This is a genomic window from Amphritea balenae (genome assembly GCF_003858655.1).
Taxonomy (GTDB): domain Bacteria; phylum Pseudomonadota; class Gammaproteobacteria; order Pseudomonadales; family Balneatricaceae; genus Amphritea; species Amphritea balenae.
In genome coordinates, this window is sequence record NZ_RQXV01000002.1 from 152,638 (window position 1) to 179,465 (window position 26,828).

The 26,828-nt window shown below is 46.8% G+C and carries 23 protein-coding genes; 10 read left to right on the forward strand and 13 right to left on the reverse strand.

All coding sequences use genetic code 11. The annotated features are described in order from the left end of the window. Positions 1 to 123 precede the first annotated feature (123 nt). Both EHS89_RS05015 and EHS89_RS05020 read right to left on the reverse strand, forming a co-directional pair. Positions 124 to 1,596: a NarK family nitrate/nitrite MFS transporter gene (locus EHS89_RS05015; protein WP_124925035.1), complete on the reverse strand. Its 1,473-nt coding sequence runs from the start codon at positions 1,594 to 1,596 to the stop codon at positions 124 to 126. A gap of 919 nt (positions 1,597 to 2,515) precedes the next feature. Beyond that, positions 2,516 to 2,989 carry a DUF6882 domain-containing protein gene (locus tag EHS89_RS05020; RefSeq protein ID WP_124925036.1) on the reverse strand — a complete coding sequence of 158 codons (474 nt, stop codon included), beginning with the start codon at positions 2,987 to 2,989 and terminating at the stop codon, positions 2,516 to 2,518. Between the two features lie 99 nt (positions 2,990 to 3,088). On the opposite strand from EHS89_RS05020, the gene EHS89_RS05025 reads away from it, so the two are divergent. After that, on the forward strand, positions 3,089 to 3,715 hold the full coding sequence (locus EHS89_RS05025; RefSeq protein WP_124925037.1) for a trimeric intracellular cation channel family protein: 627 nt from the start codon (positions 3,089 to 3,091) through the stop codon (positions 3,713 to 3,715). Positions 3,716 to 3,948: 233 nt separating this feature from the next. Then, the gene (locus EHS89_RS05030; protein WP_124925038.1) at positions 3,949 to 4,206 is read left to right on the forward strand and encodes a hypothetical protein; all 258 of its coding nucleotides are present in this window, start codon (positions 3,949 to 3,951) and stop codon (positions 4,204 to 4,206) included. Positions 4,207 to 4,687: 481 nt separating this feature from the next. Here EHS89_RS05030 and EHS89_RS05035 read toward each other — a convergent pair whose 3' ends face one another. From EHS89_RS05035 to EHS89_RS05060, 6 genes are all read right to left on the reverse strand, one after another. Beyond that, complete coding sequence (locus EHS89_RS05035) at positions 4,688 to 5,026, reverse strand: DUF6547 family protein (protein ID WP_124925039.1); 339 nt, start codon at positions 5,024 to 5,026, stop codon at positions 4,688 to 4,690. Positions 5,027 to 5,090: 64 nt separating this feature from the next. Further along, the gene (locus EHS89_RS05040; protein WP_124925040.1) at positions 5,091 to 5,567 is read right to left on the reverse strand and encodes an SMI1/KNR4 family protein; all 477 of its coding nucleotides are present in this window, start codon (positions 5,565 to 5,567) and stop codon (positions 5,091 to 5,093) included. A 113-nt stretch (positions 5,568 to 5,680) separates the two neighbouring features. Continuing rightward, positions 5,681 to 6,169 (reverse strand): hypothetical protein, encoded by a 489-nt coding sequence (locus EHS89_RS05045; protein WP_124925041.1) that lies wholly within the window; start codon positions 6,167 to 6,169, stop codon positions 5,681 to 5,683. A gap of 97 nt (positions 6,170 to 6,266) precedes the next feature. Further along, complete coding sequence (locus EHS89_RS05050) at positions 6,267 to 6,773, reverse strand: hypothetical protein (protein ID WP_124925042.1); 507 nt, start codon at positions 6,771 to 6,773, stop codon at positions 6,267 to 6,269. Between the two features lie 434 nt (positions 6,774 to 7,207). After that, a complete protein-coding gene (gene narL / locus EHS89_RS05055; RefSeq protein WP_124925043.1) occupies positions 7,208 to 7,885 on the reverse strand; it encodes a two-component system response regulator NarL in 678 nt (225 codons plus the stop codon). A gap of 43 nt (positions 7,886 to 7,928) precedes the next feature. After that, entirely contained in the window at positions 7,929 to 9,758 is a 1,830-nt protein-coding gene (locus EHS89_RS05060; protein ID WP_124925044.1) for a type IV pili methyl-accepting chemotaxis transducer N-terminal domain-containing protein, read from the reverse strand. A gap of 375 nt (positions 9,759 to 10,133) precedes the next feature. Between EHS89_RS05060 and EHS89_RS05065 the strand changes: the two genes are divergently transcribed. From EHS89_RS05065 to can, 8 genes are all read left to right on the forward strand, one after another. Next, on the forward strand, positions 10,134 to 11,432 hold the full coding sequence (locus tag EHS89_RS05065) for a nitrate/nitrite transporter (RefSeq protein WP_124925045.1): 1,299 nt from the start codon (positions 10,134 to 10,136) through the stop codon (positions 11,430 to 11,432). 187 nt (positions 11,433 to 11,619) lie between these two features. Further along, complete coding sequence (locus EHS89_RS05070) at positions 11,620 to 13,224, forward strand: MFS transporter (protein ID WP_124925046.1); 1,605 nt, start codon at positions 11,620 to 11,622, stop codon at positions 13,222 to 13,224. Positions 13,225 to 13,832: 608 nt separating this feature from the next. Beyond that, the gene (locus EHS89_RS05075) at positions 13,833 to 17,579 is read left to right on the forward strand and encodes a nitrate reductase subunit alpha (RefSeq protein WP_124925047.1); all 3,747 of its coding nucleotides are present in this window, start codon (positions 13,833 to 13,835) and stop codon (positions 17,577 to 17,579) included. Next, positions 17,576 to 19,138 (forward strand): nitrate reductase subunit beta, encoded by a 1,563-nt coding sequence (gene narH / locus EHS89_RS05080; protein ID WP_124925048.1) that lies wholly within the window; start codon positions 17,576 to 17,578, stop codon positions 19,136 to 19,138. The genes EHS89_RS05075 and narH overlap by 4 nt, the downstream gene beginning before the upstream one ends. After that, positions 19,131 to 19,868, forward strand: a complete 738-nt coding sequence (narJ, locus tag EHS89_RS05085; protein ID WP_124925049.1) for a nitrate reductase molybdenum cofactor assembly chaperone — start codon at positions 19,131 to 19,133, stop codon at positions 19,866 to 19,868. The genes narH and narJ overlap by 8 nt, the downstream gene beginning before the upstream one ends. An 18-nt stretch (positions 19,869 to 19,886) precedes the next feature. Further along, the gene (gene narI / locus EHS89_RS05090) at positions 19,887 to 20,561 is read left to right on the forward strand and encodes a respiratory nitrate reductase subunit gamma (RefSeq protein ID WP_124925050.1); all 675 of its coding nucleotides are present in this window, start codon (positions 19,887 to 19,889) and stop codon (positions 20,559 to 20,561) included. A 268-nt stretch (positions 20,562 to 20,829) separates the two neighbouring features. Further along, the gene (locus EHS89_RS05095) at positions 20,830 to 21,645 is read left to right on the forward strand and encodes a peptidylprolyl isomerase (RefSeq protein ID WP_124925051.1); all 816 of its coding nucleotides are present in this window, start codon (positions 20,830 to 20,832) and stop codon (positions 21,643 to 21,645) included. Positions 21,646 to 21,763: 118 nt separating this feature from the next. Further along, the gene (gene can, locus EHS89_RS05100) at positions 21,764 to 22,393 is read left to right on the forward strand and encodes a carbonate dehydratase (protein ID WP_124925052.1); all 630 of its coding nucleotides are present in this window, start codon (positions 21,764 to 21,766) and stop codon (positions 22,391 to 22,393) included. 196 nt (positions 22,394 to 22,589) lie between these two features. Here the strand turns inward: can and EHS89_RS05105 are convergent, their stop codons facing one another. The 5 genes from EHS89_RS05105 to EHS89_RS05125 form a co-directional block, all read right to left on the reverse strand. Next, positions 22,590 to 23,759, reverse strand: coding sequence for a hypothetical protein (locus EHS89_RS05105; protein ID WP_124925053.1), 1,170 nt, complete (start codon positions 23,757 to 23,759; stop codon positions 22,590 to 22,592). 169 nt (positions 23,760 to 23,928) lie between these two features. Next, on the reverse strand, positions 23,929 to 24,825 hold the full coding sequence (locus EHS89_RS05110) for a TIR domain-containing protein (RefSeq protein WP_124925054.1): 897 nt from the start codon (positions 24,823 to 24,825) through the stop codon (positions 23,929 to 23,931). A gap of 2 nt (positions 24,826 to 24,827) precedes the next feature. Further along, positions 24,828 to 25,112 carry a hypothetical protein gene (locus EHS89_RS05115; RefSeq protein ID WP_124925055.1) on the reverse strand — a complete coding sequence of 95 codons (285 nt, stop codon included), beginning with the start codon at positions 25,110 to 25,112 and terminating at the stop codon, positions 24,828 to 24,830. A 352-nt stretch (positions 25,113 to 25,464) separates the two neighbouring features. Then, complete coding sequence (locus EHS89_RS05120) at positions 25,465 to 25,989, reverse strand: DinB family protein (RefSeq protein WP_124925056.1); 525 nt, start codon at positions 25,987 to 25,989, stop codon at positions 25,465 to 25,467. A gap of 114 nt (positions 25,990 to 26,103) precedes the next feature. Then, complete coding sequence (locus EHS89_RS05125; RefSeq protein WP_124925057.1) at positions 26,104 to 26,721, reverse strand: DUF1294 domain-containing protein; 618 nt, start codon at positions 26,719 to 26,721, stop codon at positions 26,104 to 26,106. Positions 26,722 to 26,828: the final 107 nt, after the last annotated feature.

Here is a 26,828-nt window from a genome sequence, read left to right on the forward strand (position 1 = left end):
AGTTATTCCGTTTTAACTGAAAAGCCTTTAGCTAAATCTGAAATCATTTTTAGCTAAAGACTCTGACAACTCCCTAAAGAAAAAAAGGACCGGCATCAATAACCGGCCCTTTTAACATCCAGATTACTGGACGTCGATCAGTTCTACAGTACCGTCCGGCAGTACTTCTGCCATCTGTCCCTGTGGTTCATCCATAAACTGAACAAGCACGAAGCAAACCGCAGCGGAGGCACTAATCACCATAAAGAAGGTGGAGTAGTCTACGAAGGATAATACGGTCAGGTAGCATACCGCACCGACGTTACCATAAGCGCCCGCCATACCGGCGATCTGACCAGTCATGCGACGCTTAACCAGAGGTACTACTGCAAATACGGCACCTTCGCCGGCCTGTACGAAGAATGAGCAACACATAGTGGCGACAACCGCCAGAGGAATCCACCAGCCGGATGTGATCTGACTGAGGATGAAGTAACCGATAGCAAGACCAATAATCAGTACAGAAAGCGTTTTACGACGACCGATAGTATCACTCAGGTGACCACCGGTAGGGCGGGCAACCAGGTTCATAAAGGCAAAACCAGATGCCAGCAGACCGGCCTGAACAGGAGTCAGACTATCGAAGGTATCCAGGAAGAACAGTGGCAGCATAGATACAACCGCCAGCTCAGAACCGAAGGTGACGAAGTAAGCAACGTCCAGTACCGCAACCTGCTTAAACTTGTAACGCTGAATCTCGGGTACGCCGTGCTTCAGGTTCTCTTCGTTTACATGGTAGATTGCACGCACCTGAACCAGGAACAGTACAACAAGTACGACATACAGTGCGGTCGCAGCTGTATCAGTCAACAGGCCAACACCGGTAGGTGATAGTTTCCATGTCAGTACCGCCAGGGCTACGTACATTGGAATGTTCATACCGATATAGAAGAAGAAGTCAGCTTTTGAAGTTACTTCAAGGCCGCCGTGCTTCTTAGGCTTGAAGTAAGTAGAGCCTTTAGGTGTGTTACGGGCAACACGGTAGTAGATGAAACCGTAAATAATGGCCATGACACCAGTCATACCCAGTGCATAACGCCAGCCGTCATCACCGCCAAACATCAGGGCAATCGTTGGTAGAGACATCGCACCAGCTGCGGAGCCGAAGTTACCCCAACCACCGTAGATACCTTCTGCAACACCCACCTGTTTAGCCGGGAACCATTCGCCAACCATACGGATACCGATAACAAAACCAGCACCAATGAAACCGCTCAGGAAGCGTAACATGGCCAGTTGCTCATAGGTTTGAGCGGAGGCAAAAGCAAGACAGATCATACCACCGATAACAAGCAGCATACTGTATATGTTCCGGGGACCGTATTTGTCCACCAGGGTGCCAATAATGATTCGTGACGGAATGGTAAGAGCAACGTTTAGAATCAACAACGCTTTAACTTCAGGCGTTGTCAGACCAAAACTCTCTTTAATGAAGACCATGAGTGGCGCGTGTGAGAACCACACAACGAAGGTCAGGAAAAAGGCAAACCAAGTGACGTGAAGAGTTTTAATCTTCGGATCACTGAAATTTAGCAGCCTGATTTTATCAGTGGACATTGAATTTCTCCTTCGAGAAAAAAGCGGTTAAAGCGACTGAGTATTTAATGTAACGAAAGCCTTTCATCATTTTGGAGCTGGTGGGCAATCTCATCAGCTGTACGGGATTCGTTACGTCATGTGTGAAACTAAAGTAGAAGGGGATGTGAGTTGTTGATATATATCAACTGATGAAGTCGGTATTAGTACGGTGTTTTCATAAAATACCACTTTAGTGGTACCCATTATGGCATTTGTTATCTTATTGATATTAATGGTTATTTTTAGGTTTGCTGTTTGTATTCCGCAGTGCGGAAAGTGGAGGTATTTTTGTTTGGATATTAAGGGGTATTAATGGTTGCAAGGATATTTAACCGGTTAATCAGTGGCAGGTCAGATGGAGGGCTAAAGCGGCGCGATATTCTGCAGTAGGGGGTGATTGCAAAGATATGATGTTTATCAAGTAAAAATGGTTCTTAAGAGGTAGCTTAAATTTATCTCCAAAGAGGGATTTTTCTGATTTGGACGGAGGGGTAAATTGATTCTCGTTGTCAGGGAAGCGGTCTTTCCGGTCTGCTATATATGTTGCTAAGTAGATCGGGACAGGCTCAGCCGCTTTCTGATTACGGAACTGTTGAAAGGTTCAGTAGAGATTTGCATAGAGATCTTCGATGGCTACCTCCCTCAGGTTATCAGGAGAGTTTTGTGGGTCATGCTGTGGTTCCTAACGTTGACAATTGTGGACACCCCCGGCGGGATGGACCCTTTTTAGGGTAACAAGCGACCTCATCAACGCTTCCAGACTGACCCCTGCCGGGGTTTTTATTGCTGACCTCTATCCTTACATAGCCTTGTATCCCTTGACGTTATTCAACTATTTTCTTACCTCTTCTCCTGTAAAAGAACATCCAGATAATTCTTAAAAAATTCTGATTCATGCTTAGTTAGCCCACTTTAAATCTGTAATAACCAGATAAGTAAATCCGTTATCTGATGTAATTCGATACGCGCCTCTGGCTTTCAGTATTCTGGCGCTAACGGATGTCATTTCCCAACCGTCGATCTCATCGGCAAACCACTTCTCTGTCGTAAGAGCGGAGAAGTGATGGGTCTCACCGTAGATGCGAACTCTGTGCATCTGGTTCTTGCTATTACTCAGAATTTTGCTGTTAGCCCATGACCAGAGCCAGGTATCAGACCGGGTTGAAACGGAGCCAACAATTTGAATTCTGGCAAGGACGGCAGGGCGGTCATTGTTCAAGAAAACCAGGGAATCAGATACTGGGTCTAAGCTAAATCTTTCATGATCTTCCAGATGGTATTGCTGCATCATTGCGCTTTGCTTACGCATCAAGCGGAGATACGCTTCCTGCAGGTATCTGTTCCAGCATTCTTCGGTAGTTGGGTCTGACATAAGCAAGCCAGTAAAAAAAGTGTTTCAGGTTATTTAAGGTATAGTAGAAAAAATTGAGATTATTGTTATCTTTCAGGCAGATATTGTAGGGAAAGGCTTATGTCGTTCGATATTACCGCAGTAGTAAATATTATGGGGTTAGCTGCTGTGGCGGTGTTCGCCATATCGGGCGCCCTTGATGCGGCTCGCCAGAAAATGGATATTCTGGGATTCATGCTGATCGGCACAGCGACTGGTATCGGCGGTGGTACGCTGCGGGATGTGTTGTTGGGTAACGTGCCTGTGTTCTGGATTCGTGAGCCGGTATGGATTTTAATCTGTCTGGTTGCTTCAGCAGTAACCTATTTTATTGCCCCAAAACTCGCTTCACGATCGCGCACGCTAATCTGGATGGATGCGGTGGGTCTTGCGCTGTTTGCCGTGGTGGGAACTGAGATCGCGCTAGAGTTCGGTACATCATCTTTAATCGCGATTTGCATGGGGGTGATGACCGCAACTTTTGGCGGTATTGCCCGTGATGTACTCTGTGGCAGTAACCTGACACTGATGAACGAAGAGCTTTATATCACTACCGCATTGGCAGGTTCAGTTGTGTACCTCTTGCTCAATAGCTTTAACCTTCCTAATAGTTATGACCTGATAGGAGGCTTCCTGGTAGCCTTTATACTGCGAGCACTGGCGATTCAGTTTCATCTGAAACTGCCAAACCCCCATCGTAAGGATTAATCTGCTTTCAGCAAGAAAAGCACAGCTTTTGGTTCGGTGCTTACAACTAGAAAAGAGGGCGTAGGGGAGGGGTAAGGTCACGCTAACGGCTTGTCAACGGCGTGTATAAGATGGCAGCTTACTAAGTCCGATGACCGCAGTTTATTACCTTTCTTTATTAAGCAATCGCATTCTAATGTTTAAAATATTTACATATTTTGTAGAGAATAAACCACGCTACAGAATAGTTTATTATGGTAAATATAACAGCAGCACCCCTTGCGGAAGAAGATGAGACGGCAAATAGTGTGGCATTAGGTAAAAGCATTACAAAATCACCATGCCCTGGCAAAAAAGCGGGCATTGTCAGTGCTATCATTAACAACAATAATATTTTATATGGCGTTTTTGGCATTGGTGTTTTTGACAAAAATAAAACTACAATAACGCCAAAAACACAGCCTATTAAAACGTTTGAATCTATTTCTAATCGCATATTGTTATTCTTTTGAAGCTAACGCTTACCTAAAGCGTGACGCTTTGGCACGTTGTTTCTGCGCTGCTTGCATAAACTGTGATAATTCGCGGCATTGCATTTGAGGCGTTTGTTATATACTGCCCTTTATAAGGGCTGAGACCAGCAACATAACTCCAGCCAAGCTAAATACCACCGTAGCAGTTAATTTAGGTATCAATATCCTTGTCCTAGGAATGCCTTTAAGAATCCCAGCCAACATTGTAAGAATAAAAAAGACCGTGACTAATAATACGCTACCAAGAATCAATGAGTCACTAGGGCTGTTTTCAAATTGAGACAATTCACGAAGGAACATGACTACAAAAATTAAAGTAGCACAATATAAAACTAACTTGTCAAAAAGCGAATATCTATGTTTCATAATCTAGGCATCTAACGCTGAGTGAATGGGCGCGCGGTAGTTTGCGCGTCCAGCCAGCTTTGCTGGCGATCATTGATATTCTTGTTATGGTTTGCTATTTCGGCCATGAATCACCTTCGCTACGGGCAACAAAATCGAAATTCAGCTGTGTATCGAATGGCTCTTTAGGCAGCTTTACACCTTTATATTCAATCGATGCATTATCATTAAGCAGAACCAACAAGTCATGAATCCCAGATTCATTCGATTCTTGAATGATTTTTGCTAATTCAGTTCGTTGCTCATTTGAAAGAGTCGATAAAATTTCATTACGTTTAATATTATCAGGTACTTCAGGAAACGAGCCTTTCTCAACCCAAGTCGATATCGCAGACTTTTTGATCCCGACAACATCATCGATGAATGATTTGTATGATTCTAGTTTGGTGCTCATGCTTTAAAGACCATAACGCCGGCAGCAGCGGCCGGAGGTCCGACTGCCTGCCCTTGTTAAGCGCCTAGTCATATAAGTGCCCCAAACTAACAGAATTTGAATTAAGCCAATAAGGGTAAGAACCTTTAACTTTGACCAAGCTCTCCAAAAGAGACTTGAAACTGTATGCAATTATGGGAGATTCACTTGTTGCATGAAGCTCCCAGAAGCTATCGTAACAGTAGCCAAACTGAGAATTTCCCAGATTAATGCTTATTGCTTGTTCAGGGCCATTTCTTGCGATGATATAGAAATTGTTAGAAATATCATCTTTGGGTATATCTTCCTCAAATCCTTCAGGCAGTATATCTGGATTGGCAGGAATTAATTCTTCTGGTGAAGAGATCTTGAACCAATAGTCACTTCCCTCAAATAAAAGCACACCTCCGCAGAGTGAATAAAACTCTTTTAGATCATCAGGAAGATCTATTTCAGGAAGGCCTGAAGGTGGCAATACCTTGCAGCTTTCCATGTCACCAATCCGTTGGAGTAATTCTCTCATTCTCTAGTTGCCTAAACTCTCTCTGCGCTTAACGCCCGGCTTTGGGGCTGACTTGTAGCGGCGAAGCAGCGAAAAGGAAGTCCCAGCCACGAAGTGGCAACAACAGCCGCTTGTTATCTGCGCCCAGCTTTAATATTTTCATTTGCTTCCCTGTGAAAGATGTATAAACCAAGCTCATGAAATATTGGGCTCTCAGCTCTCAAAGCACAGCTTAGTTGAATAACAACCATGTCATTTATAAACTTTCCAGGATATTCCATTTTCATATCGACGTAGTTTTTTTGTACTACGCTCTCTATTTTTTCTACATCCTTTTGGCACTCAATAAGAGTTGCATAAGCTCTCTTTGCTTGAATTGAATATATTTTTCCTGAGTCGGCGAAATACAAAAGGCTGTAATCATAAAACATTGGTAAGTTTGCTGTTGGCGGCATTGGAACATCAAGCCCTAATACTGCTATTGGCAAACCATTGGTTTCTCTGTTGTCAGTATAAGGGGAGAGCTCTTCTCCATAAGGAAGCTGAAAAGGGTTAAGAGTCTCACTTGACGCATTTGCCAACTGGCAAAACGTTAAAACCATAATAGCTAGATACTTGTACATAATTTGATAATCCAGATAACGCCGCGCTAACGGGCTGGCGCTGCGTAGCAGCGACAGTCCAAGACCAGCGGAGCTGGGCTGAGTGTTGAGCGCCTTGTTATACCCATTGTTTGGCAACCTTGTTTATGAACGCTGCTAAGTCTGAAATGCTGCTAATTTCAGGGCTATGAGTTTCAGGCTCTTTTTCCCAAGGCTTGAATATTAAGCTTTTGATTTTTATAGCTCTAAATTTACTCTCAATATCGATCTCGTCATCGAGCTCAAAGATATCTCGAAGCTCCAGCAGTACCTCTAGGTTTAGAATTAAGCCTTCTGGTATTTCAATATTGGATTTCAATACATTGGTTTCGAAGACTTTCCCGTCTTCGAGGTGAATATCAAGATCACAGACGAGATAGTCAGACTCTATCGGGCTTACGTTATCAAGTAGCTCGAAGACCCCCTCGTGGAGACTAGACCCCTGCTTTTCATCGATGAGAGTAGCTACCTGAAAAATCACGTCAGACAGCAATGAGTCTTGTAGCTCCGGCGATACATTATGAGTCTCGATAGTAGGCCTAATGGTAGCGGCTAACTCTATCAAATCTGATTCTTCGAATTTCATACGGAACTACACCTTCCTTGGGGTATAACAGCTAAATATACGTCAAATTGACGTGATTAAACGCGTCAATTTGACGTATAACTCCGAAATGGAGTTTATAGAAAAGGGGGGTAACGCTTTGATATTCATAAGCCTTCCTTTGCTTATCGAGATTGCTGTTTTGGAGAAAAACATCAAATTGACGTATATCCTCACATATTAGCCAATATTTTTAAAGGGCAAGGAATAGGAGGGCTGAAGTCGGTGATGGTATGTAAAGTTGTGACCTGCGTCCGCTTGTTTCAGTGACGGCAGTTAATAAAAAAGAGAGCTAGTGGCTCTCTTTTTTTGACAAGTAAGTGTAGTTTTCCAGCTAAAAAACCAGCAAGTGACTACACCGAATATAGGTGCGTTCTATCGAGCCGCTCCGCTGCGGTCTGTCATAACGCTCCGCGTTATGACAAGCCTTCTTGCACTGCCCAAACCGCTACTTCTACCCGAGAGCGCAGGCGTAGTTTTTTCAGCAGATGTTTCACATGGACCTTGACGGTGCCTTCGGTAATATTCAGTTTGCGGGCGATCAGTTTATTAGGCAGACCACCGGCAATCAGTTTAATGATCTGCTTTTCCCGTGGGGTCAGGCTGTCGGTATCGGCACTTTTATCGGTACGGCCTGATTGTAGCGCCTGAGCGAGTAGAGCTGTGAGGCGATCACTGATGACCATTTTACCCAGAGCGGCCTGCTCGAGGTTTTGCATCAGCTCTTCGGGCTCCATATCTTTTAATAAGTAGCCATCGGCACCGGCTTTAAGTGCAGCGACGACATCTTCTTCATTATCTGAGACGGTAAACACTACGATCCGGGATGCAACTTCAGCTTCGCGAAGCATTTTCAAGGTTTCGATGCCATTGATTTCGGGCATGTTAAGGTCGAGCAGAATCAGATCCGGGTCCAGCTCCTGAGCCCTTTTTACCCCTTCAATTGCATTTGAGGCTTCACCTATCACCTTAATGCTGTCTTCAAGATCAATTAGTTGTTTAACACCCTTGCGTAATAGCGGGTGATCATCAATCAATAGAATAGAAGCAGGGCTGCTATCGGGGCTATTACCGGAATTAGTCTCTGTGCTCATAATATTTTCTTTATTGTCTTTTGTTACTGATAAGTGAATGTTATCAGATTCGGTTTTCTTGTTTTGGGTTGAATATTGCCTGGACCTGAAGCCCACCATCCGGCAGGTTAATAAGGTTCAGGTCACCATTTAGCGTTGCCACCCGGTCGCGCATTATGATGACACCGTAGTGGTTTTTAATTTCGTGGTTATCGGGCAAACCAACGCCGTTGTCCTCGATTAATACCTCGATAGTATCTTGTTTCTGGGTCAGTAGCACGGATACATCAGTTGCTTTAGCGTGTTTGACCACATTGGCCAGCGCTTCACGAACCAGCTGCAGTACGTGTATCTCTTCGTTAGGGGAGAGTGTCTGATGGCGAATGTCATAATTGAAATTAATCTGGAAGCCCAGACGTTCAGAAAATTCATCTATGGTTGCTTCAAGGGCGGGTTCTAAGCCGGGTTTATCAAGCTTGAGGCGGAAGGTCGTTAGCAGTTCGCGCAACTGGCGATAGGCGTTATTTAAACCTTCTCGTAGCTCATTGATAACATCATTTATCTGCTCTTCAGGTTTGTCTTTTTCACGCAGGATCTGTAAGCGGGTAACCTGCATTTTCAGGTATGAAAGCGATTGTGCCAGCGAGTCATGTAGCTCCCGTGCGATAACTGCACGTTCTTCGATCAGTGACATTTTCTCTTTTTGCTGGGCTTTGAGCTCCAGTGAAAGGGCGACGCTGAGGTTTTCTACCACGGTTTCAATGAGCTTTATCTGGTCTTGGTTGGGTCGGGCTGCAGGATTGAACTGGGCGTTAAATTCACCGAAATAGGTCTCATTTGTCTGTATTGGTAGTGAAAGTGTCTGTTGCGGCGTTTCAATTACCTGCGGGACGATACAACGATCACAGCTTTTGTCGCTACAGTCTAATGGTCGTTCAAGCGACTGGGTACTCACCTGGCGGTAGTGCTGTTTTTTATCAGGCTCGGTCAGGGTTACCTGGATAGGTCCGACCGGGGTAATGGTTTCAAGCTGTTGAAGTACCGGAATCATACGGCGGCAGATATCGTCTTTACGAGTAAACTGTCGGCTGGTTTCGTACAGTAGTTGTAGGGATTCGTTGCTTTGGCGTAACTGGGCTGTTTTCTGGTTTACCCGGTTTTCCAGATGGGAATACATTTTTGATAGTTCTTCTGCCATGTCATTGAAACTGCGGCCCAGTACACCCAGTTCATCCTGGCTTTTGTAGGTGGTGCGGCTGGTTAATTTACCCCGGCTTACCTGGCGGGCCATCTCTACCAGTTGCTGTAGTGGTACGACTACGTTATTCCTGATATCCAGCATCGCAATAAAGATAATCAGGATGGTCATAAACAGGCTGATACCCTGAACTAAGCTGAGTAGCTTAATTTTGGATTCGGTACTGCGCTCTAAAAGCTGCACCATTTTGTCGATACGGGGCACGAACGCTTCAATATCGTCGACAAAGCGATTGTCGACAGAGGAACCTTCCATTAGTGCTTTGTGTAGCGAGGGGGCGAGGCGTTGCTCCCAGTCATCCACGATACTGCGGTATTGCGAGTAAAGCTGGTGGTCGCGGGTCTCGGGGATAACTTCAGCCATGATCGGGCTGTTAATACGGGTACCAAACTCTTCAATGGTGCTTTGAACTTCTTCGCGTAATTCAGGGTATGGGCGGGCCTGGTACTGCTGAGCTTCCGACACAATACGGAATGACAGCATGCGCAGGGAGCCGGCCAGATTGATACCTGCCGCATCGCCCTGGGTACTTTCGGCCACAATAACCGAGCCGATCATACTTATGAGGGCCATCAGGCTGATGGCGAACATTGATGCGCCCAGACGGGCAATAATTGAGTGCTTGAAAATCTTCATATGGCAACAGTATAAGGTAATTAGGGCAGCTAAATGGGGGCTGACAAAAGCGAAAGTAAGAACGGTATCTAATTATGTATCTGAATTCAGTCTGAGTATAGCGTCGTGCGGAGTTAATTTTTTGCTGCAATGCGAGAGGGTGTACTCATAAAGAGTTGGATTTTATTGGCTGGTGGGTATTTGCTGTTCTGGGTTTGTGATTAAGTTAATATTATCAATAGCTTATATTTTATTTGAGTGGTACCTCTTTGGTGGTATTTGGCTTTCGTCTAATAAACGCCGGTAGGTCATTGTTTGATTTCAATCAATATTTATCGGCCTTAATAGGCATAAGTTGGCGTTGTATTAATTAAACGCGCGATGGAAGTGCCTTATATGTTCGCCAATGAATCCCAACAACAGATATCAGCCCTGGTGATGAGCACCCTGGCTTTTGTCGGCTGTTTTGCGGTTTGGACGCTGTTTTCGGTGATTGGTATCGAAATAAAAAGCGAACTGAATCTGAGCGAAACGGAATTTGGTATTCTGGTTGCTACACCTATCCTGACAGGCGCACTGGCCCGATTGCCAATGGGAGTTCTGGTCGAGCGTGTTGGCGGTCGTCGACTGATGGTCTTGTTGATGTTACTGGTCAGCTTACCGCTTTATGGTCTTTCGATTGCACAGACCTATCAGCAATATCTTTTAGTTGGCCTGGGGCTTGGTCTTTCCGGTAGCAGCTTTATCATCGGCACTCACTATGTTTCTGCCTGGTCCAGTAGTGAGAACCAGGGCCTAAATATGGGCATTTTTGGCTCAGGTAATCTGGGTGCATCACTGACGAACCTGGTTGCTCCTCTTATTATTCTGGCTTACGGCTGGCGCCAGGCGCCGGTTGTTTATGCTTTTGTGCTGGTTTTACTGGCGTTGATGTTCTGGATGATGACCAGTGATGATCCGAATCATGAGAAACCTGAGCAGCGCAGTAGCTACAAGTTGTCCGAACAGCTTAGTGTGCTCTGGGATCTGCGAGTATGGCGCTTTGGTCTTTACTATTTCTTTGTTTTCGGTGGCTACGTCGCGTTGACGTTATGGTTGCCGGACTATTATGTCACTCACTATGGGCTGGATCTGACTACCGCCTCGTTTTTGACATTACTCTTTACATTGCCGGGGGCTCTGACCCGTATATTTGGCGGCTGGTGTGCCGACCGGCTTGGCGCAAGACATGTGAACTGGACTGTGTTCTGGGTCTGTCTTGTGTGTCTGTTTTTCCTCTCCTATCCACCCACAACTATGACTATTCATGGCATCGAGCGTGATGTAACTATCAACGTCGAAATGCCGGTCTGGCTGTTTACTGTACTAGTGATGATTGTGGGTATCGCGATGGGTTTCGGAAAAGCCAGTGTGTACCGCATCATCTATGACTACTATCCCGAGCGGATAGGGGTTGTGGGTGGCATGGTGGGCGCTCTGGGGGCGATCGGTGGTTTCGCACTGCCGGTCATGTTCGGTCTGGTGGCCGATGTTCTGGGGGTGCGTAGCTCCTGCTTTATGTTGCTTTATGGTCTGTTAGCTGTGTGCATGATGGTGATGTTCTACGGTGTACAGTTTGAAGAGCGGCGGCGGCGGTTACGGGATGCCATTCAGAATAACTTTCTTAAGGAAAGTACAGATTTCAGAGATGTTTAGCACAATTTTCCAGTGGCTCTGGGGAAGTGTTTGGCTTAGCTGATCTCATCCGGTACAGGGGTTTGTACCAGAGGAAAGGTTTTAAAAAGTATCTGGTTAATACAGATACATAAAATATGAGAGTTCGATTAAGTGTCATAGTACCTTGCCACTAAAGGCGGGACTGAACACTGGGAGATACTAAGGTATGGCTGATATTCACAAGTGGGATGTCGAAGACGACCAATTTTGGGAGTCTACCGGCAAGAGCGTTGCAAGCCGCAACCTCTGGATCTCAATTCCGAGTCTTTTGTCTGGTTTTGCTGTCTGGTTGTACTGGGGCATCATCACTGTACAAATGCTTAACCTGGGATTTGATTTCGATAAAGCTGAACTATTTACGCTCGCGGGTATTGCTGGTCTGACCGGTGCAACTCTGCGTATTCCAAGTAGTTTCTTTATTCGTATTGCAGGTGGTCGAAACACCATCTTCTTTACTACGGCATTATTGATGCTGCCTGCTGCAGGTGCTGGTTTCGCGCTGCAGGATAAGGATACACCGCTGTATGTATTCCAGATCCTGGCATTCCTGTCCGGTATCGGTGGTGGTAACTTTGCCTCTTCAATGTCAAACATCTCTTTCTTCTTCCCTAAGAAGAAGCAGGGTCTGGCTTTGGGTCTGAACGCTGGTCTGGGTAATGCGGGTGTAACTACCATGCAGATCCTGATTCCGCTGGTAATGACTTTCGGTATCTTCGGTGGTGAGCCGATGATTCTGGAAAATACCTCCGGTACGCTGATCGGTAAGATCCCAGCGGGTTCTGAAACTTACATTCACAATGCTGGTTTTGTATGGTTGGTACTGCTGATTCCTCTGGCGATTGCTGGTTGGTTCGGTATGAACAACATCCGTACTGATGCTGTTTCCCCTGATATCGGTTCTCCGGTAGGTTCTATGGGTAAGATTGCTGGTCTGCTAATGATCGGTTTCTTCACCGCAGCATGTGGCCTGTACATCATCCTGCCAGCACCTGTTGGTATTGGTGCACCAGGTTGGGCTAAGTGGCCTGTAATCGCCGGTATTCTGTTCTCAACTATCATGTTGATGAAACTGATTCCGGGTGATATCAAACCGAACCTGCAACGTCAGTTTAAGATTTTTGATAACAAGCACACCTGGGTGATGAGTATCATCTACACCATGACCTTCGGTAGCTTCATCGGTTACTCCGCAGGTTTTGCGCTGGCAATTAAAGTAGTATTCGGTTACCAGCACCTGATGGTTGATGGTGCAATGACGCATAACGTTGTTAATGCTAATGGCCCATCTGCTCTGATGTATGCCTGGATGGGACCTTTCATTGGTGCCCTGATCCGTCCAATCGGTGGTTGGATGGCCGATAAGCTGGGTGGCGCTAAAGTAACTCAGTACTGTGCGATCGTAATGATCGGTAGTGCATTGGGTGTGGCTTACTTCCTGAAAGCGGCTTACCAGTCTGCGACTCCGGAAGAGTTCTTTGTTCCATTCCTGATGCTGTTCCTATTGCTGTTCGCAGCAACTGGTATCGGTAACGGTTCTACTTTCCGTACTATCGCGATGGTATTCCCGAAAGAGCTGGCGGGTCCTGCCCTGGGTTGGACTTCAGCTGTAGCGGCTTACGGTGCGTTCCTGATTCCTAAGATCTTCGGTGAGCAGATCAAACTAGCTACTCCTGAAAACGCACTGTACGGTTTCGCGGCGTTCTACCTGGTTTGTCTGATCCTGAACTGGTGGTACTACCTGGGACCTAAAGCTGAGTTCAAAAATCCGTAGGGTTGTTAATTCAGTAAGATCACAAAGCTTTGCTTTGTTAGCTGGACCGGTGGGCTTCGCCCACCACGCTAGTCGCAGCTACGCTGTTTGCTAGTGGCCAGAGAACGAAAATTAAAAAACCGCCGTTTGGCGGTTTTTTTGTATCCGGGATAAAGGAAGTTGGCGCTGCTTCAAATATTAGCCAGGTTTTATGTTTTTTCTGGCGTGTGGCGTAGTCGTGTCTGGCTGCTCAGGATATTGGATTTTGTCGGGTAATACCTACAAAGATACGGTTATATCAGTGTATCGAATGATATCTTGCTTGAGGTGGTTTTATTCCTTATAAAACAATGACTTATGATTGTATGTGAGAGGTACCTCTTTAGAGGTATGTGTGGTTTTTGTGAATCGAACACTTTTTTGAATGTTGATCTGGGTCAACACGCGCGTATAAGTTCTGCCGTATTTTGATCCAACAGTAAGCTGTGATTACGCCAATTTAATCACTGTCTGCCAGAGTAACTCCAGACTGTTGTCCCAGCCAGATGACAATTTGGATTTAAGCATAACAATTAGAGCTCGGAGCTTGCTCCGTCCTGACCAACGATAAGGTTTCAGGGGACACAATTATGAGTCACTTGCTTGATCGATTAAGATTTTTAAATAAAAAAACAGGTACGTTTTCCAAAGGGCATGGTGATACCACTGCGGAAAGTCGTTCCTGGGAAGATGGTTACCGTAACCGCTGGCAGCACGATAAAGTCGTTCGCTCCACTCACGGTGTTAACTGTACTGGTTCTTGTTCTTGGAAGATCTACGTTAAGAACGGTCTGATTACCTGGGAAACCCAGCAGACCGATTACCCACGTACTCGTCCGGACTTGCCAAACCACGAGCCTCGCGGCTGTCCACGTGGTGCCAGCTACTCTTGGTACATCTATAGCGCAAACCGTCTTAAATACCCAACGGTACGTAAGAGTCTGCTTAAACTATGGCGCGCGGCGCGTGCAACAATGGAACCGGCTGAAGCCTGGGCGTCTATTGTTGAAGACAACGCTAAAGCACAGTCTTATAAGACTAAGCGTGGTCAGGGTGGTTTCGTACGTTCCAGCTGGGATGAAGTAAATGAGATGATCGCTGCGGCGAACGTCCATACCGTTAAGAATTACGGTCCTGACCGGGTAATGGGCTTCTCGCCAATTCCTGCGATGTCCATGGTATCTTACGCTGCCGGTGCTCGTTATCTGTCTCTGATCGGTGGTGTTTGTCTGAGTTTCTACGACTGGTACTGTGACCTGCCGCCAGCGTCACCAATGACCTGGGGTGAGCAGACCGACGTTCCTGAATCTGCTGACTGGTACAACTCTAACTACATTATTGCCTGGGGTTCTAACGTACCTCAGACACGTACACCAGATGCGCACTTCTTTACCGAAGTACGTTATAAGGGTACTAAGACTGTTGGTATCACGCCGGATTACTCCGAAGTTGCTAAGCTGTGTGACCTGTGGATCAACCCTAAGCAGGGTACTGATGCAGCACTGGCGATGGCTTTCGGTCACGTTATCCTGAAAGAATTCCACGTTGATAATCCAAGCGAGTACTTTACCGAATACGTGCGTCGCACCACGGATATGCCGTTCCTGGTTGAGCTGGAGAAGCGTGAAGATGGTTCTTACGCTGCCGGTCGTTTCACCCGTGCATCCGATTTTGACGCTGGCCTTGGCCAGGACAACAACCCAGAGTGGAAAACTGTAGCCTTTGATGAGCAGAGCAATAGCTATGTTGTACCAAATGGTTCAATCGGTTTCCGTTGGGGCGAGAAAGGTAAGTGGAACACTGAAGAGAAAGAAGCCAGCGAAGGTCGTTCAACGACGCTGAAACTGTCTTTGCTGGATAGCCATGACGAAGTAGTGTCTGTCGGCTTCCCTTACTTCGGTGGTGAAGAGAACGAACACTTCACCCACAACAAGTTTGCTGACATCGTTCATCACAATCTGCCGGCTAAGAAAATCAACACCGTTGATGGCGAAAAGCTGGTCGTAACAGTATATGACCTGATGCTGGCTAACTACGGTGTTGACCGTGGTTTGGGCGGCGACTTTGTTGCTAAGTCTTACGACGATAACGCGCCTTATACTCCAGCATGGCAGGAGCCTATCACTGGCGTTAACCGTGATGTAGTTATCCAGGTAGCCCGTGAGTTTGCCGATAACGCTAACAAAACCAAGGGTCGTTCCATGGTTATCGTTGGTGCCGGTATGAACCACTGGTACCACATGGACATGAACTACCGTGGTCTGATGAACATGCTGATCATGTGTGGTTGTGTTGGTCAGTCCGGTGGTGGCTGGGCACACTACGTAGGTCAGGAAAAACTACGTCCTCAGTGCGGTTGGTTGCCTCTGGCATTTGGTCTGGACTGGACGCGTCCGCCACGTCACATGAACGGTACCTCTTTCTTCTACAATCACTCTAGCCAATGGCGCTATGAGCGACTGGATGTAGATGAGATTCTGTCGCCGCTGGCCGATAAGTCTAAGTGGACCGGTAGCCTGATCGATTACAACGTGCGCGCTGAGCGTATGGGTTGGTTGCCATCAGCTCCACAGCTGAGCCGTAACCCACTGGATATCGTTAAGTCTGCTGAAGCGGAAGGTAAGTCGCCGCAGGATTACACGGTTGAACAGTTGAAGTCCGGCGCACTGGGCTTTGCTGCGGAAGATCCTGATAATCCACAGAACTTCCCTCGTAACTTGTTTGTTTGGCGTTCTAACCTGCTGGGTTCTTCCGGTAAGGGTCACGAATACCTGCTGAAGTACCTGCTGGGTACTAACAACGGCGTGATGAACAAAGATCTGGGTGAAGATGGCCTTAAGAAGCCAGAAGAAGTGGTATGGCATGATAAAGGTGCAGAGGGCAAGCTGGACTTGCTGGTAACTCTGGACTTCCGTATGTCGACTACCTGTCTGTACTCCGATATCGTGCTGCCAACGGCAACATGGTACGAGAAAGACGACCTGAACACTTCGGACATGCACCCGTTCATTCACCCACTGTCTGCAGCAACTGACCCTGCCTGGGAAGCGCGCTCTGACTGGGATATCTACAAAGGTATTGCCGAGGCGTTCTCTAAGGTTTGTGTTGGTCACCTGGGTGTTGAGAAAGATATCGTTACTGTACCAATGCAGCACGATACTCCGGGAGAACTGGCACAGCCGTTGGGCGTAATGGACTGGAAGAAGGGCGAATGTGAGCCTGTTCCTGGTGTGTCTATGCCTACTCTGGCGGTGGTTGAACGTGACTACCCGAATACTTACAAGCGTTTCACCTCGATAGGGCCTCTGCTGGAGTCTCTGGGTAACGGTGGTAAGGGTATTACCTGGGATACTAAGGAAGAAGTTGAGTTCCTGAAGCAGCTGAACTGGACTCACACCGAAGAGGGTGAATCTGAAGGTCGTGCGCAGCTGAATACAGCGATCGATGCCTGTGAGATGATCCTGAGCCTGGCGCCGGAAACTAACGGTACTGTTGCGGTTAAGGCCTGGGAAGCTCTGGGTGAGTATACCGGTCTTGATCACTCGCACCTGGCTAAGCCGAAAGAGGAAGAGAAGATTCGCTTCCGCGATGTACAGGCGCAGCCACGTAAGATCATCTCTTCTCCGACCTGGTCAGGTCTGGAAGATGAGCACGTGTCTTATAACGCTTGTTACACCAACGTTCATGAATTGATCCCTTGGCGTACCGTGACCGGTCGTCAGCAGTTCTATCAGGATCATGAGTGGATGCGTGACTTCGGTGAAAGCTTGCTGGTGTATCGTCCGCCGATCAACACCAAGTCTGTTAAGCCGCTGATGAACAAGAAGTCTAACGGCAACCCGGAAATCGCGTTGAACTGGATCACACCGCACCAGAAGTGGGGTATTCACTCTACTTATAGTGACAACCTGATCATGCTGACGCTGTCCCGTGGTGGTCCGATCATCTGGATGTCTGAAGTCGATGCCGAGAAGGCGGGTATTGAAGATAATGACTGGGTTGAGATCTTCAACGCTAACGGTGCACTGGCTGCACGTGCAGTTGTATCGCAGCGTGTTAACGAAGGTATGACCATGATGTATCACGCTCAGGAGCGTATCGTGAACGTACCTGGCGCTGAGACTACCGGTACACGTGGTGGTATTCATAACTCGGTAACCCGTGTATGTCCTAAGCCGACTCATATGATTGGTGGCTATGCTCAGCAGTCTTACGGCTTTAACTACTACGGTACTGTAGGTTCTAACCGTGATGAGTTTGTTGTGGTGCGTAAGATGAAGCGTATCGACTGGTTGGACGGCGAAAACAATGACACCGTTCAGGAGGCCGTGAAATGAAAATTCGTTCTCAAGTAGGCATGGTGCTGAATCTCGATAAATGTATCGGTTGTCACACCTGCTCAATCACCTGTAAAAACGTATGGACCTCCCGTGAGGGTATGGAATATGCGTGGTTCAACAACGTTGAATCTAAGCCTGGTATCGGTTACCCGAAAGAGTGGGAGAACCAGGACAAGTGGAACGGTGGCTGGAAGCGTACAGCTTCCGGTGATATCGAACCGCGTATCGGTGGTAAATGGCGCGTGTTGGCGAATATCTTCGCCAACCCGGATCTGCCAGAAATCGACGATTACTACGAGCCGTTCGATTTTGACTACCAGCACCTGCACAATGCGCCGGAAGGCAAGCATCAGCCGGTTGCACGTCCACGCTCACTGATTACCGGTGACCGCATGGACAAGATTGAGTGGGGTCCAAACTGGGAGGAAATCCTGGGTACGGAATTCTCCAAGCGGTCTAAAGATAAGAACTTCGATAACATCCAGAAGGAGATCTACGGCCAGTTCGAGAACACCTTCATGATGTACCTGCCACGTCTGTGTGAGCACTGTCTGAACCCTGCGTGTGTAGCATCTTGCCCAAGCGGCGCGATCTACAAGCGTGAGGAAGATGGTATCGTACTGATCGATCAGGACAAGTGCCGCGGCTGGCGTATGTGTGTCAGCGGCTGCCCTTACAAGAAGATCTACTACAACTGGAAAACCGGTAAGTCCGAGAAGTGTATCTTCTGTTACCCACGGATTGAATCTGGTCTGCCGACTGTATGTTCTGAGACCTGTGTTGGTCGTATCCGTTACCTGGGCGTGCTGCTTTATGATGCGGATCGCATCAAAGAAGTGGCTGCCAGCGGTAACGAACAGGATCTGTACGAGAAGCAGCTGGAGATCTTCCTGGATCCTAATGATCCGGAAGTTATTGCTCAGGCACGTAAAGATGGTGTAACTGACAATGTAATCAAGGCTGCCCAGAACTCGCCAGTATACAAAATGGCGATGGACTGGAAATTGGCTCTGCCACTGCACCCTGAGTACCGTACGCTGCCAATGGTTTGGTACGTGCCACCACTCAGCCCGATCCAGTCTGCAGCTGATGCTGGCAAGATCGGTATGAACGGTGCGCTGCCGGATGTTGATTCCCTGCGAATCCCGGTTAAGTACCTGGCTAACCTGCTGACTGCCGGTGACGAGAAGCCTGTTAAGGAAGCGCTGAAGCGTATCCTGGCGATGCGTGCTTACAAGCGTGACGAGCAGGTTGAAGGCAAGCTGAATCTGGAAGTTCTGGAAGAAGCGGGTCTGACCGAAAACCAGGCTAAAGAGATGTACCGTTACTTGGCAATCGCGAACTACGAAGATCGTTTCGTGGTACCGACCAGCCACCGTGAACTGGCTAAAGAAGCCTTCCCGGAGCGTAGTGGTTGTGGTTTCTCCTTCGGTAACGGTTGTGCCGGTGGTGAGTCTGAATTCAACTTATTCGGCAATAAGAAGCAGAACGTGACTATGGTCCAGAAGATCAGTGGCGTGACGCAGGTTGATCCGAAGGAGCTGACCGATGCGTAGCCTTAAAGTGATCTCATTGCTGATGGATTATCCTGAAGCTGAGCTCTTTGAGGGTCGTGAAGAACTGATTGAGGCGCTGCGCAGCGATGCGCAGCTGGCCGAAGACCAGAAAACGGCTCTAATTGAGTTCGTTCAGAAGATCTGCTCTCAGGATCTGCTGGATGCGCAGGATTATTATGTCGGTAACTTCGACCGTGGTCGTTCGCTGTCGCTATTGTTGTTTGAACACGTGCACGGTGAATCCCGTGACCGTGGTCAGGCGATGGTTGATCTGATGTCCGTTTATGAGGACAAAGGATTCGCAATCGACGTACGTGAATTGCCGGATTACATTCCGTTATTCCTTGAATATCTGTCGATGCGTCCTGCAGAGGAAGTACAGCAGTGGTTAACGGAAGTCAGTGAAATTCTGGCGTTGCTTGCAACTCGTCTTGAACAGCGTGAGTGCCATTATGCGGTGCTGTTTAATGCAGTTCTGAGTGTGGCTGGCCTTGAGGTCGATCGCACTGAGTTGAAAGAGAAAGTCGAGAAAGAAGAGCGGGACGACACACCTGAAGCCCTGGATAAAATCTGGGAAGAAGAGATGGTGTCCTTTACTGAAGGCAGTGCGGTATCTGGTTGTGGCGATGATGCCATTACCCAGCGTCGCAAAGAGTTTGAATCTGTTTCAGTGGTGCAGGTTCTCGATAATTCGACTAACAACGCCCAGACTGGCATAGCCGGTTCGTAAGAGCCCGGGAGAATAACAATGTCATATATTAATGATCTATTATTTGGGGTTTACCCATATATTGCCGGCGCAGTCTTCCTGATTGCCAGCTGGATTCGCTATGACCGTGAGCAGTTTACCTGGCGTGCAAGTTCCAGCCAGATGCTGAGCTCAAAAGGGTTCCGTGCGGCGAGCAACATGTTCCACGTGGGCGTGCTGTTCATCTTCTTCGGACACTTGGTTGGTCTGTTAACACCCCACGCGCTTTACGAGCCGTTCATCTCTACTGGTAACAAGCAACTGCTTGCGATCATTAGTGGTGGTGCTGCTGGTCTGCTGTGCTGGGTAGGTTGCTTCCTGCTGTTGAAACGTCGCCTGGGTGATCCACGTGTACGTGCAACCAGCTCGGGTGCTGACATCTTCATTCTGGTGCTGCTGTTTGTACAGGTAACACTGGGTCTGCTGACTATCCCATTCTCTATGGGTCATCTGGACGGTAGCGTAATGTTGATGCTGGCAAACTGGGCGCAGGGTCTGGTGACCTTACAGTCTGATGCTGCGACACACATCTACGGTGTTAGCGTGATCTACAAGCTGCACATCTTTGTTGGTCTGACTATGTTCGTTGTCTTCCCGTTCACCCGGATGGTTCACATCTGGAGCGTACCGGTTAAGTACTTCGCACGTAACTACCAGATCGTACGTCAGCGTTAATCTGACTGACAATACCTGTCAGTCTTGACTGACATGCTTTAGAAAGGCAAACAACAGGGGTGGTGACACCCCTGTTCTATTTGTAAAGTCCGGCGAAAAGCTTGATTATTGTCACAGATCATACCTTAGTTAATTAACCCCCGGATAACCCCTATATACCTCTTTAGAGTACTTTTATAAGGCTGTAAGAAACGTAATATCCTTACAAAAGCGCTTTCACTATTTAACCTGAAAGCCAGACCAGACTAAGCAACATCGAGGCACTCTTATGCAACTAATCGATACTAAAGCCATTGCCGAACAGGACTTTCCAGAAGTTCGGGTTAATCAGATCCTGATTCAGGAAAGCGATATTGTCGCTGAGATGCAATATCACCCGGCAGAAGAGCTGGAGCTGGCCCGCAGTCAAGCGGCGCAAGCGCTGGTAGTTAAAGAGTTACTGCTGCAAAAAGCCCGTGAGATGGACCTGAATACTGAAGGCCAGGATGCGGTTGAAAATGATGAAGCGATGATCGCAGCATTGTTGTCGCAGGAAGTTAAACAGCCGGATGCCGATGAAGATGCCTGTTTCCAGTATTTCAAAGCCAACCCTGACAAGTTCCGTTCCCCGGACCTGATCGCGGCCAGCCATATATTGCTGGGTGCTGACCCGGGTGAGCCGGAAGAGCGTCATCAGCGTCAGGAGCAGGCTGAAGGTTTGATTGCCCAGCTGCAACAGGATCCCGATCAGTTTGCCGCACTGGCAATGCAGTTTTCCGACTGCCCATCGAAAGAGCTGGGTGGCGAAATGGGTCAGCTGAGCAAAGGCTCCACAGTGCCCGAATTCGAACGTCAGGTATTCCCGATGGACGAGGGGTTGTGTCCGAATCCGGTCGAGAGCCGCTACGGTTATCACATCGTTCGGGTTGATAAGAAGGTCGAAGGCGATCAGCTGGAATATGAATTCGTAATGGACAAAATCCGTACCTACCTGCAAGAGCAGGTGTATCGCAGAAGCGTCAATCAATATATAAGCATCTTAGCTTCTAGTGCTGATATTACTGGTGTAGAGCTGCATGGTGCTGACTCGATGCTTGTTCAATAAGAAAGAACGTTGCTTCTCAGCTGCTAGACGCCAGTATGTTGCGACGCAACGTCTGGCTAGCACCGTGAAGCTAAGCGGTCTGGTATGTTAAGAGCTAAAACGTTGGGAGATTACCACAATGTTAAGTGATCTTTTAGACAACAACAAAGCCTGGGCTGATGAGATTGAGAAGTCCCATCCGGGCTTTTTCAAAGAGCTGGAAAACCAGCAAAAGCCAGAGTATCTCTGGATCGGTTGTTCTGATAGCCGGGTGCCGGCTAATGAAATTGTCGGGTTGATGCCGGGCGAATTGTTCGTTCATCGTAATATCGCCAACATGGTGCTGCATACGGACCTCAACTGTATCTCAGTGCTGCACTATGCAGTGGACGTGCTCAAGGTTAAGCATATTATTATCTGTGGTCATTATGGCTGTGGTGGTGTTGCAGCCTCACTTAGCAATAAGGATCTGGGGCTGATCGATAACTGGATCCGTCACCTCAAAGATATCGGCTATAAACATCGTGAAGAGCTGAAAAACGAGACTGATCCTAAAAAACGGGTCGATCTGATGTGCGAATTGAACGTTCGTGAGCAGGTTGCCAATATCTGTCATAGCAAAGTGGTTCAGAAAGCCTGGACCAACGGTCAGGACCTTTCAGTTCATGGCTGGATCTACGGTGTAGGCGACGGAATCATAAAAGACCTGGGGGTGGATGTTTCTACTTATAAGGAACTGCCAGAGGTATATCGGATTAATTTTGAATAAAGGCTCGCAACTCGCTGCGCTCAAGTGGCTAGAATGCGACTTCGTCGCTCGCTAGACGTCGCTTCGCGACTTGCTAGGAGAGCCTTCTATTTAGGGTTGTTGCTTGAAAAGCAAGATAAGTATTTTGTAAGCGGAATGATTATCTATTCTTGACCCTATTTATTCCTGATTAAGGCCCTAAAAAGCTGTTAGAGAGTTACTCATTTAAAAGATAGCCCCACACTTGACTAGTTGGTTGATTTGTCTCCGAATCCTCTTGGTATAAATAAACATAGAGATATTTTTCAGTGTGATTGAAGCCAGTTAGTACTCTATCGACTCTATATAAATAGTTTTTTTGTACATAGAGAATGACCTTTGATGTTTGATCTGGCTTTTCGTATAGAGGCTTCCCTATATAGACTGGCGGGGATGGTAAAGACTTTTCTCTTTTAGGCCATTTTTTGCTTGACTCAAATTCCTGCTTTTTTAGAAGGAAATCCAATACAAGATCTAAACAATAATTAAAATTTTCTTGAGTTGTTTCGTTTGCTACAAAATTTGGATCATAATCTGTATGCCAAACACCTTCCTCAGTTTTTATGATTTCAGGTGTCAGCCGTCTGAAATTCTTGATATCAACAGTACTAACGCCCCATTCCATACAATCGATCTTCAGTTGCTCATGATTTATTTGAACGTAGTCGATTGGTTTTTTTACGTTTTCATTTACCCATTCGGAATTTCGAGTCCAATAATGAGCCTTCATTCCACCTCCAAACCCAAGGCCTAACAAGCCAGAAAGTGCATTTGCATTCTTATCCTGATTTCTCCAGCCATAGACCGAATATTCATATTCATATGATAGAAAGAATGCCTTTCTTAATTCTACTAGCGCATCCAAATACTTATTTCCTTCTGATAATGAGATAGCGCCTCTTACAGAATCTTTTACAATACCGTCCTTTAATATGTCAGTTAGAAATATTTCCTGTAACGTAGAGCCAATAACTTCTTTAAGTAGATGGTCAACGAATATTACTGCTGAGGTGTAATAATTTACAACAGACGCCGGCTCAGAAAGCTGTCCATAATGTTTAGATATAACTCTTTGCTTATTCAGTGCCTTTATGGTCCCAGATTTTATTATTTTCACACCCTGACGTTTAAGCTCTCCTAATAATTCATCAAATGATTTTGACTCCAAATTTCGTTGTTCATCTACGTCTAATTCATCAAGAACAGACAGAACTACTAGCTCAACAAAGTCTTGAAGTAATATTATTCCCGCTGTGCAGGAATGCTTATCACCAGAATTTACCAAATACTTGGTCTCGCCATAAATTGATTTGGCAACCATTAAGGTGTTTAACGTAGAAGACTTCATTTCACTCCTTGGTATGGAAAGCTAACGCCTCATTCAGCGGCTTGTCCGCTGCAATGCCTTGTTAAAGCATCCTCTAATATATTCTTGGTGTGCTCGAAAAACTAAAAGCACATCCATTTAATATGATTTAATATTCGCTACAAGAACTCTTCGATCGCGGCTAGCCACATTAAGCTCGCATGACTTTGTTCCAATCTATACCGTGCCCAGCCGCTTCAAGTTCGCGCGCGAGCGCCTGTTTCCAGCCACCATTAGTGTCCATTGTCTCCCAAACGATACCTGCAAAATCACTAGGAATTTCCAACGTACCTCGTTTGAGAGCACATACTTTGTCTCGACCCAAGTGGCCAATGAAGTAGCCCAGCTCCAGCAATACATTTTGCCTGGCCCGTGGCTCGGGTGTTCCTCCCTTTACACAGCCTTCATCATCCGGCGTGAGAAGAACTACTGCAAACCCAACATCGCTGTTTGCAACAACCTTTTCGATAATAGTTCTTCCTTGATTGGCCTGTTCATGGAGAATGATGGGCTCTAAACCAATGCGCTCCAGAAAGCGAGCTACTGTTTCCCGCGCACCATCGTCGTGGCCGTGAACGATAAATATCCTACGTGAAAATGGCGACTTCAACGCAGTTTCAGTACTCCCCTTCGACTGGACATAATTCTTGTAATCTCGAACAAAAGGTATGATGAGCTGACCAGTAAGCGCATGGATGCCAGCGATAATTTTCCGCCCAGAATAGAAAAAATGATGGCCGAAGTTGGTAGCGTAACTTGGGTCGTTGGCCAGCTTTTCGATAAGAAGCAATGTTAATCCCATCGTTTTCTTTGGATCATCAGGCCATGCAAGTTGGGCACTGCCAACCATGCCGCCCCCAGTCTTTTCGCTTTCTGCAATAAAAGCATCGAGGTCAACTTCTTTCGTCAGTTCCTCGTTGTAAGGTTCAAGGTCGGTATGCCGCAATAATTGGGCAAGCTTTTTCAACGGACGTTCGTACGTCTGCAACTGCGAATTCTGTAAGTCGAGAACAACATTGTTAATTTCTCCGAAAATATCTTGGGTCATCATTAATCCTCGTCAGACTGTAATCGGGCCTCAGCAGCTTTTTGGAGAATATTTTCTCTATAGCTCTCTTTCATTTGCTCGGCAAGCGACTCAACAATGGGGTTATCGACGTACGGTTCAATACGACTATCAATCATTCGGTCAACTGACTGAATAGCACCTTCAATACTTGCAGGTTCGTGAGGATCAAAGTTCACGACGCCCAACTCGCCATCCAGTTCATTCAATGCTTGCTCTGCCTGTTTTAGCTCATTTTGTAGCTTGTCTAGGCCGGTAATTTTAAGCATGGCTCCCTCCTGTTTATGATGTGTCAGTGCTACTTTTTTGCTTTAACAACTTTAATATTGCACCCTTGCAAGGTACGAAAGCTTGCAAGCTTTGCTACCTTTGTAAGGTTTTTCTTAATCAGGAGAGATACCGGAAGGGGTAACTGCTTTCTCATCCAATGAGCTCAAAGTTTGGTCAACTCTGTACAGCGTATCAGTCGATATTGAACCAAACAGAAAACCAACGCAACTTCCTTTCAGCGTTAATTCCCTGACTTATAACAAGAAAATCAATAAGAAGGCTCTTATCTAGCTAGCGAAGCGATCTAGCCACTAGCAAGTTGCGTAGCAACGTCTAGCGAGCTGAACTTGTTCAGCGGTCTGCCTTTTGAGCGTTCCGCTCAATAACCTGGGGAAGCCAGATCAGGTCCGTTACCCCATAATCTACCCCCAGCTGCGAAAGCAGGGTAGTGATCTGGCCCCGGTGATGGGTTTGGTGATTGAAGAAGTGGGTGATCGCCAGCCACATCTCGTAGCTGCGGGTAGCTGGATCGACGATGCTTTGATATTGCAGTTTACTGAGCAGTTCGGCTTCGGTGAGGGCTGCGACCCAATTGATTATCTGCTGGTCGGTTTTCTGCCGGACCTGCTTCAGTTCGTTGAAGTCCTTAAAAAGCTCCTGGTCTAAGCCGGCTACAGCAAAAGGCTCACCGGTAAAACGTCCCAGCCAGATCTTATCGCCCAGCAGGAGATGGTTGAGTGCACCATGAATCGATTTGAAGAAACCACCCATATCCTGCTTGCGCTGCTCATCGGTCAGGCTTTCGCAAGCATCGTAGATCTTAGTATTCATCCACTGGTTATAAGCCGCTAAATCCTGTACTTGTTGAGAGTGCATCTAAATTCCATCTAATAAGTATTCAACAGTGGTAACCTATCTTACAGCGTCGAGACCATTATTGATCGATGAAGGTACTAAAGAAGGCTCTGATGTATTTTGCAGTCTGGCGCTCTATCTGAGCATTGCAATAAAGCTATCGACAGTAGCAGCGCCGTCAGGTGTAAGTGCCCAGATAAAGGCACCACAATTCACCAGAACAGTGACCCAGAAAACTGACTGGAAAGATTGTTTTGTCGTTTTATGGCGTAGCTGTTGTTGCGCGACCAGAGCGCCTGGCCAGCCTCCGACAACCGATAACAGGTGAAGAGTGCTTTCCTGGGTTCGCCAGTTGCCTTTTTGTGCCGCTGATTTATCGATTGCATACATAATGAAGCTGAACAGGCTTGCGCCAAAGTAGAGAATCAGAATTATCACGGGTACTTTTGCTGTGATAACAGCAAGGCCGACGAAGATAAGAAAGAAAATTGCGATATACGTTGAGTAAATAGGCCTGGATGTATTGCGTCTGGCTGGTTGCCGATCACCTGCTAAGAGTGCTTTTTTAGCGCAGGGACGCCCTTGCTTGTCGCTGGATAAACTGTAGGTGATCAGTTCGCCTACGGCGGGGCGGCGGGTGCGGTGACTTAACGCCTTAACATGTATGAAAACAGATTTACCACCGGAGCAGGGTTCAATAAATCCAAATCCCTTGTCGTCGTTCCAGGACGTTATTTTTCCTTTGATGCGCATTATGAATGCTTTCCTTTTCGCTCATATCTAAAGCATATATTCTGCATCAACTCTTGGCGTTGGCGGTAGTTTTTTCTAGCAAGGAAAGCGAAACTTTCCGTCTAATC

Coding starts and splice junctions, on each gene's coding strand:
- EHS89_RS05015 (WP_124925035.1), bottom strand. CDS start 1,596: ATGTCCACTGATAAAATCAGGCTGCTAAATTTCAGTGATCCGAAGATT.
- EHS89_RS05020 (WP_124925036.1), bottom strand. CDS start 2,989: ATGTCAGACCCAACTACCGAAGAATGCTGGAACAGATACCTGCAGGAA.
- EHS89_RS05025 (WP_124925037.1), top strand. CDS start 3,089: ATGTCGTTCGATATTACCGCAGTAGTAAATATTATGGGGTTAGCTGCT.
- EHS89_RS05030 (WP_124925038.1), top strand. CDS start 3,949: ATGGTAAATATAACAGCAGCACCCCTTGCGGAAGAAGATGAGACGGCA.
- EHS89_RS05035 (WP_124925039.1), bottom strand. CDS start 5,026: ATGAGCACCAAACTAGAATCATACAAATCATTCATCGATGATGTTGTC.
- EHS89_RS05040 (WP_124925040.1), bottom strand. CDS start 5,567: ATGAGAGAATTACTCCAACGGATTGGTGACATGGAAAGCTGCAAGGTA.
- EHS89_RS05045 (WP_124925041.1), bottom strand. CDS start 6,169: ATGTACAAGTATCTAGCTATTATGGTTTTAACGTTTTGCCAGTTGGCA.
- EHS89_RS05050 (WP_124925042.1), bottom strand. CDS start 6,773: ATGAAATTCGAAGAATCAGATTTGATAGAGTTAGCCGCTACCATTAGG.
- narL (WP_124925043.1), bottom strand. CDS start 7,885: ATGAGCACAGAGACTAATTCCGGTAATAGCCCCGATAGCAGCCCTGCT.
- EHS89_RS05060 (WP_124925044.1), bottom strand. CDS start 9,758: ATGAAGATTTTCAAGCACTCAATTATTGCCCGTCTGGGCGCATCAATG.
- EHS89_RS05065 (WP_124925045.1), top strand. CDS start 10,134: ATGTTCGCCAATGAATCCCAACAACAGATATCAGCCCTGGTGATGAGC.
- EHS89_RS05070 (WP_124925046.1), top strand. CDS start 11,620: ATGGCTGATATTCACAAGTGGGATGTCGAAGACGACCAATTTTGGGAG.
- EHS89_RS05075 (WP_124925047.1), top strand. CDS start 13,833: ATGAGTCACTTGCTTGATCGATTAAGATTTTTAAATAAAAAAACAGGT.
- narH (WP_124925048.1), top strand. CDS start 17,576: ATGAAAATTCGTTCTCAAGTAGGCATGGTGCTGAATCTCGATAAATGT.
- narJ (WP_124925049.1), top strand. CDS start 19,131: ATGCGTAGCCTTAAAGTGATCTCATTGCTGATGGATTATCCTGAAGCT.
- narI (WP_124925050.1), top strand. CDS start 19,887: ATGTCATATATTAATGATCTATTATTTGGGGTTTACCCATATATTGCC.
- EHS89_RS05095 (WP_124925051.1), top strand. CDS start 20,830: ATGCAACTAATCGATACTAAAGCCATTGCCGAACAGGACTTTCCAGAA.
- can (WP_124925052.1), top strand. CDS start 21,764: ATGTTAAGTGATCTTTTAGACAACAACAAAGCCTGGGCTGATGAGATT.
- EHS89_RS05105 (WP_124925053.1), bottom strand. CDS start 23,759: ATGAAGTCTTCTACGTTAAACACCTTAATGGTTGCCAAATCAATTTAT.
- EHS89_RS05110 (WP_124925054.1), bottom strand. CDS start 24,825: ATGACCCAAGATATTTTCGGAGAAATTAACAATGTTGTTCTCGACTTA.
- EHS89_RS05115 (WP_124925055.1), bottom strand. CDS start 25,112: ATGCTTAAAATTACCGGCCTAGACAAGCTACAAAATGAGCTAAAACAG.
- EHS89_RS05120 (WP_124925056.1), bottom strand. CDS start 25,989: ATGCACTCTCAACAAGTACAGGATTTAGCGGCTTATAACCAGTGGATG.
- EHS89_RS05125 (WP_124925057.1), bottom strand. CDS start 26,721: ATGCGCATCAAAGGAAAAATAACGTCCTGGAACGACGACAAGGGATTT.